The following is a 3558-nucleotide window of genomic DNA, read 5'->3' on the forward strand; positions in this document are numbered from 1 at the left end:
GGGGGCGCCGCCCCCGAACCCCCGCTCCTCAATCGCCGGAGGGGCTTGATTTTGCCGGCGATCAATATGCGCGGGCCAAAGCAGCGCAGCTCAAACGAGCACACGTCGAACGTGCTCAGAAGTGTGTGCGCAGCCGTACGTGCTCAGTCCCACTTGCCGGCGCATTCAATGCCGCAGCGGGCAAAATCAAGCCCGTCCGGCGATTGAGGACAGGCCGGAGGCCGCTTACGGGGGGGGCGGGGCGCAGCCCCGGGCCCCCCGACGGGCCGGGGGCTAGTCCCCGATCAGGCCTTCTCGGAGCTGCGACAGCGTCCGCGTCAGCAGGCGCGAGACATGCATCTGCGAGATGCCGACCTCTTCGCCGATCTGCGACTGCGTCATGTTCGCGAAGAACCTCAGCATGATGATCTGGCGCTCACGCGGCGGCAGTTTGGCCAGCAGCGGCTTCAGCGACTCGCGGTACTCGACGCCCTCCAGCGCCGTGTCCTCGTAGCCGAGACGGTCCGCCAGGGACCCCTCGCTGCCGTCTTCCTCGGTCGAGGGCGAGTCGAGCGAGGACGCCGTGTAGGCGTTGCCGACCGCGAGGCCGTCGACGACGTCCTCCTCCGACACGCCCAGTACGACGGCGAGTTCGGGGACGGTCGGCGAGCGGTCGAGCTTCTGCGCGAGCTCGTCGCTCGCCTTCGTCAGCGCGAGCCGCAGCTCCTGCAGACGCCTCGGCACCCTGACCGACCACGAGGTGTCGCGGAAGAAGCGCTTGATCTCCCCGACCACGGTCGGCATCGCGAACGTCGGGAATTCCACGCCGCGTTCGCAGTCGAAGCGGTCGATCGCCTTGATCAGGCCGATCGTTCCGACCTGGACGATGTCCTCCATCGGCTCGTTACGGCTGCGGAACCGCGCCGCGGCATATCGCACCAGCGGCAGATTGAGCTCGATCAGCGTGTCCCGCACATACGTCTTCTCCGGGCTGTCCGCGTCGAGGGTGGCAAGCCTCACGAACAGGGAGCGGGACAGAGTGCGGGTGTCGATGGCGCCGGTGCTCGGCAACTCCGAGCTGCTGAGTGCCTGCTTCTGCTGCGGCGCGGGCTCGGGCTTGGTGAGCGTGAGCACCTTCGAGCTGCCCTGTTCTGCGGACATGCCACCCCCTTGAGGTCGCGGACGGTCACGGCGGACGCTCCCGTCGGAGGAACGCAGCCTCCACCTGAATACCGGAGGAGGGGCTGCGGCAAACGCGGTTCCAGCAGAATGTCACATGTCGGCAACACGCTGTAGCGCCAAGTCGACATATCTGCGCAGGAAAGAGGGGGTGTGCGGCTTTTCAGCGTTTGGCCCGGATCACTCGATCCGGTTATGCCTCGATCCTGTTTGCGGATCGAAGTCGCGCGAAGCTTCTGGCCAGCAGTCTTGAGACATGCATCTGGGAAACGCCCAATTCCTGGCTGATCTGTGACTGCGTCAGATTGCTGTAGTAGCGCAGCATCAGAATCCGCTGTTCGCGTTCGGGCAGCTGTACGAGAAGATGCCGGACCAGATCGCGGTGTTCGACCCCGGCGAGCGCCGGGTCCTCGTATCCGAGCCGGTCGAGCAGGCCCGGCAGGCCGTCGCCCTCCTGGGCGGCTTCGAGCGACTGTGCGTGGTACGAACGTCCGGCCTCGATGCAGGCCAGTACGTCCTCCTCGGCGATTTTCAGCCGCTCGGCGATCTCCCCGGTCGTCGGCGAGCGCCCGTGCATCGTGGTGAGGTCCTCGGTGGCGCCGGTGACCTGCACCCAGAGCTCATGGAGGCGGCGAGGGACGTGCACGGTCCGTACGTTGTCCCGGAAGTAACGCTTGATCTCGCCGACGACGGTCGGCATCGCGAAGGTCGGGAACTGCACCCCGCGGTCCGGGTCGAACCGGTCGATGGCGTTGATCAGGCCGATCGTGCCGACCTGGACGACATCCTCCATGGGCTCGTTGCGGCTGCGGAACCGGGCGGCGGCGTACCGCACCAGCGGGATGTTGGCCTCGATGAGCGCCCCGCGCACCCTTGAGTGCTCCTGGCTGCCCGGCTCAAGCACCTTGAGCTGGCCGAAGAGGACCTGGGTCAGGGCCCTGGTGTCGGCGCCCCGGCTCCTGGCGGGGGTGGGAGCGGGCTCGGTCTGGAGCGGCACCTCGGGCGCAGTACTGGCCGGCACGGTCATCAACGCCACCCCTTTTCAACAGAACTGTTCAATTCATCCGTCAAAAGCGGTCATAGCATCACAAGACATGTCCACTGTGTGCAAGCACCGCAAAATGCCGTGTTGAAGGCAAGTTGGGGGCGTAGATATGCAAAAAACCCCGCCCGGTAAGGGCGGGGGCCTGCTGTGCGAGGGGTCAGAACGGGTAGTCGGCGATCACCCACGTGGCGAACTCGCGCCACTGTCCTGCGGCCGCCTGGTGGGCCGGGTGCTCGATGTAGCGCTTCAGCGCATCCGCGTCCGCGACGGCGGAGTTGATCGCGAAGTCATAGGCGATGGGCCTCTCGGTGATGTTCCAGGCGCACTCCCAGAACTCCACCTCCCCGATCAGGTCTCCCAGCTCGTCGAAGGCCTTCGCGCCGGCGACAGCGCGAGGGTCATCGCGGCCGACGCCCTCGTTGAGCTTGAAGAGGACCAGATGGCGGATCAAAAGGGACTCCTTAGCGGGCTCGGGCTCAGCTCACCAGTTGGGTCATGAACTCGCCGACGCCCTGTGCGGCATTTGATATGCCTTCGAACCCTACCTGTACGAGATCGGCTGATCTGGCCGGAGAAGTGATGATCGTGTACAGGATGAAGACAACGAGAATATAAAGAATGATCTTCTTCGCTGGCACTACTCGGCCCTGCCCTCCCTGCGGTCCCCGTGCTGCAGTCGCGAGAGTCTATCCGTACACCCTCTTTAGGGACCAAGGGCCCATGGGTCAAGGCCTTTTGCCGTCAGGAGGACCGCCCGGCAAGGGGGAGGATTGATCCCGAGCCCGGCGGATCTGGCAGGAATGCGCGGGGCTCCACGGAACAGGACCTCACTGCGGGGTCCGCGCCGCATCGCTTCCCCCTGACTGCGGCTCGGGCTTGCAGGTCCCGTTCTCGTCGGGGGAAGCGGCCTTGTCCCCCCGATGCCGCTTCCCCCGTCCTGGCTTCCTCGTTTCCTCAGCCGAAGGTCAGATTCGAGCAGGGGTTGTCGTCCGCCGAGCGGGCCTTCTCCGATGCGGCGGGCGCCGGCGTCGTCCCGTACGACTGCCCGAGCACCAGGCTCAGCCCCGCCGCCGTACCGGCCTGCAGCCGCGCGTCGGGGAAGAGCGCTGCCACCTTCCTGGCCCGGTCCTGCTCACCGGGGCCGTACTCGACCAGCGTCGTGGTGTGGTCCTGGCTGCGGGCCGTGGCGACCGAGGGGACGGTGAACCCCGACTCCCGCAGTCTGGCAGCCGCCTTCGCGGCGAGCCCCTTGGTCAGCGTGCCGTTGTAGACGGCGACGCTGATGCCCGCACCCGACACGGTGGCCGGCGCCGAGGAAGAAGGGGAGGGGGTCGCCGCGAAGGAGGCTGCCAGAC

Annotated in this window: 5 protein-coding genes; all 5 read right to left on the reverse strand. The window is 66.6% G+C overall.

Going from position 1 to position 3558, the window contains the following annotated elements; translation table 11 throughout:
* Window positions 1–273: 273 nt before the first annotated feature.
* Entirely contained in the window at window positions 274–1140 is an 867-nt protein-coding gene (locus J0695_RS31095) for an RNA polymerase sigma factor SigF (protein WP_206967705.1), read from the reverse strand.
* Window positions 1141–1351: 211 nt separating this feature from the next.
* On the reverse strand, window positions 1352–2185 hold the full coding sequence (locus J0695_RS31100; protein ID WP_242553422.1) for an RNA polymerase sigma factor SigF: 834 nt from the start codon (window positions 2183–2185) through the stop codon (window positions 1352–1354).
* Between the two features lie 175 nt (window positions 2186–2360).
* Complete coding sequence (locus J0695_RS31105) at window positions 2361–2654, reverse strand: Dabb family protein (RefSeq protein WP_206967710.1); 294 nt, start codon at window positions 2652–2654, stop codon at window positions 2361–2363.
* 25 nt (window positions 2655–2679) lie between these two features.
* On the reverse strand, window positions 2680–2841 hold the full coding sequence (locus J0695_RS31110) for a hypothetical protein (protein ID WP_206967712.1): 162 nt from the start codon (window positions 2839–2841) through the stop codon (window positions 2680–2682).
* Between the two features lie 316 nt (window positions 2842–3157).
* Window positions 3158–3558 (reverse strand): LytR C-terminal domain-containing protein (locus J0695_RS31115; RefSeq protein WP_206967713.1); only part of this gene is annotated, 401 nt, incomplete at its 5' end.

The organism is Streptomyces beijiangensis (genome assembly GCF_017315755.1).
GTDB lineage: Bacteria > Actinomycetota > Actinomycetes > Streptomycetales > Streptomycetaceae > Streptomyces > Streptomyces beijiangensis.

Coding starts and splice junctions, on each gene's coding strand:
- J0695_RS31095 (WP_206967705.1), bottom strand. CDS start 1,140: ATGTCCGCAGAACAGGGCAGCTCGAAGGTGCTCACGCTCACCAAGCCC.
- J0695_RS31100 (WP_242553422.1), bottom strand. CDS start 2,185: ATGACCGTGCCGGCCAGTACTGCGCCCGAGGTGCCGCTCCAGACCGAG.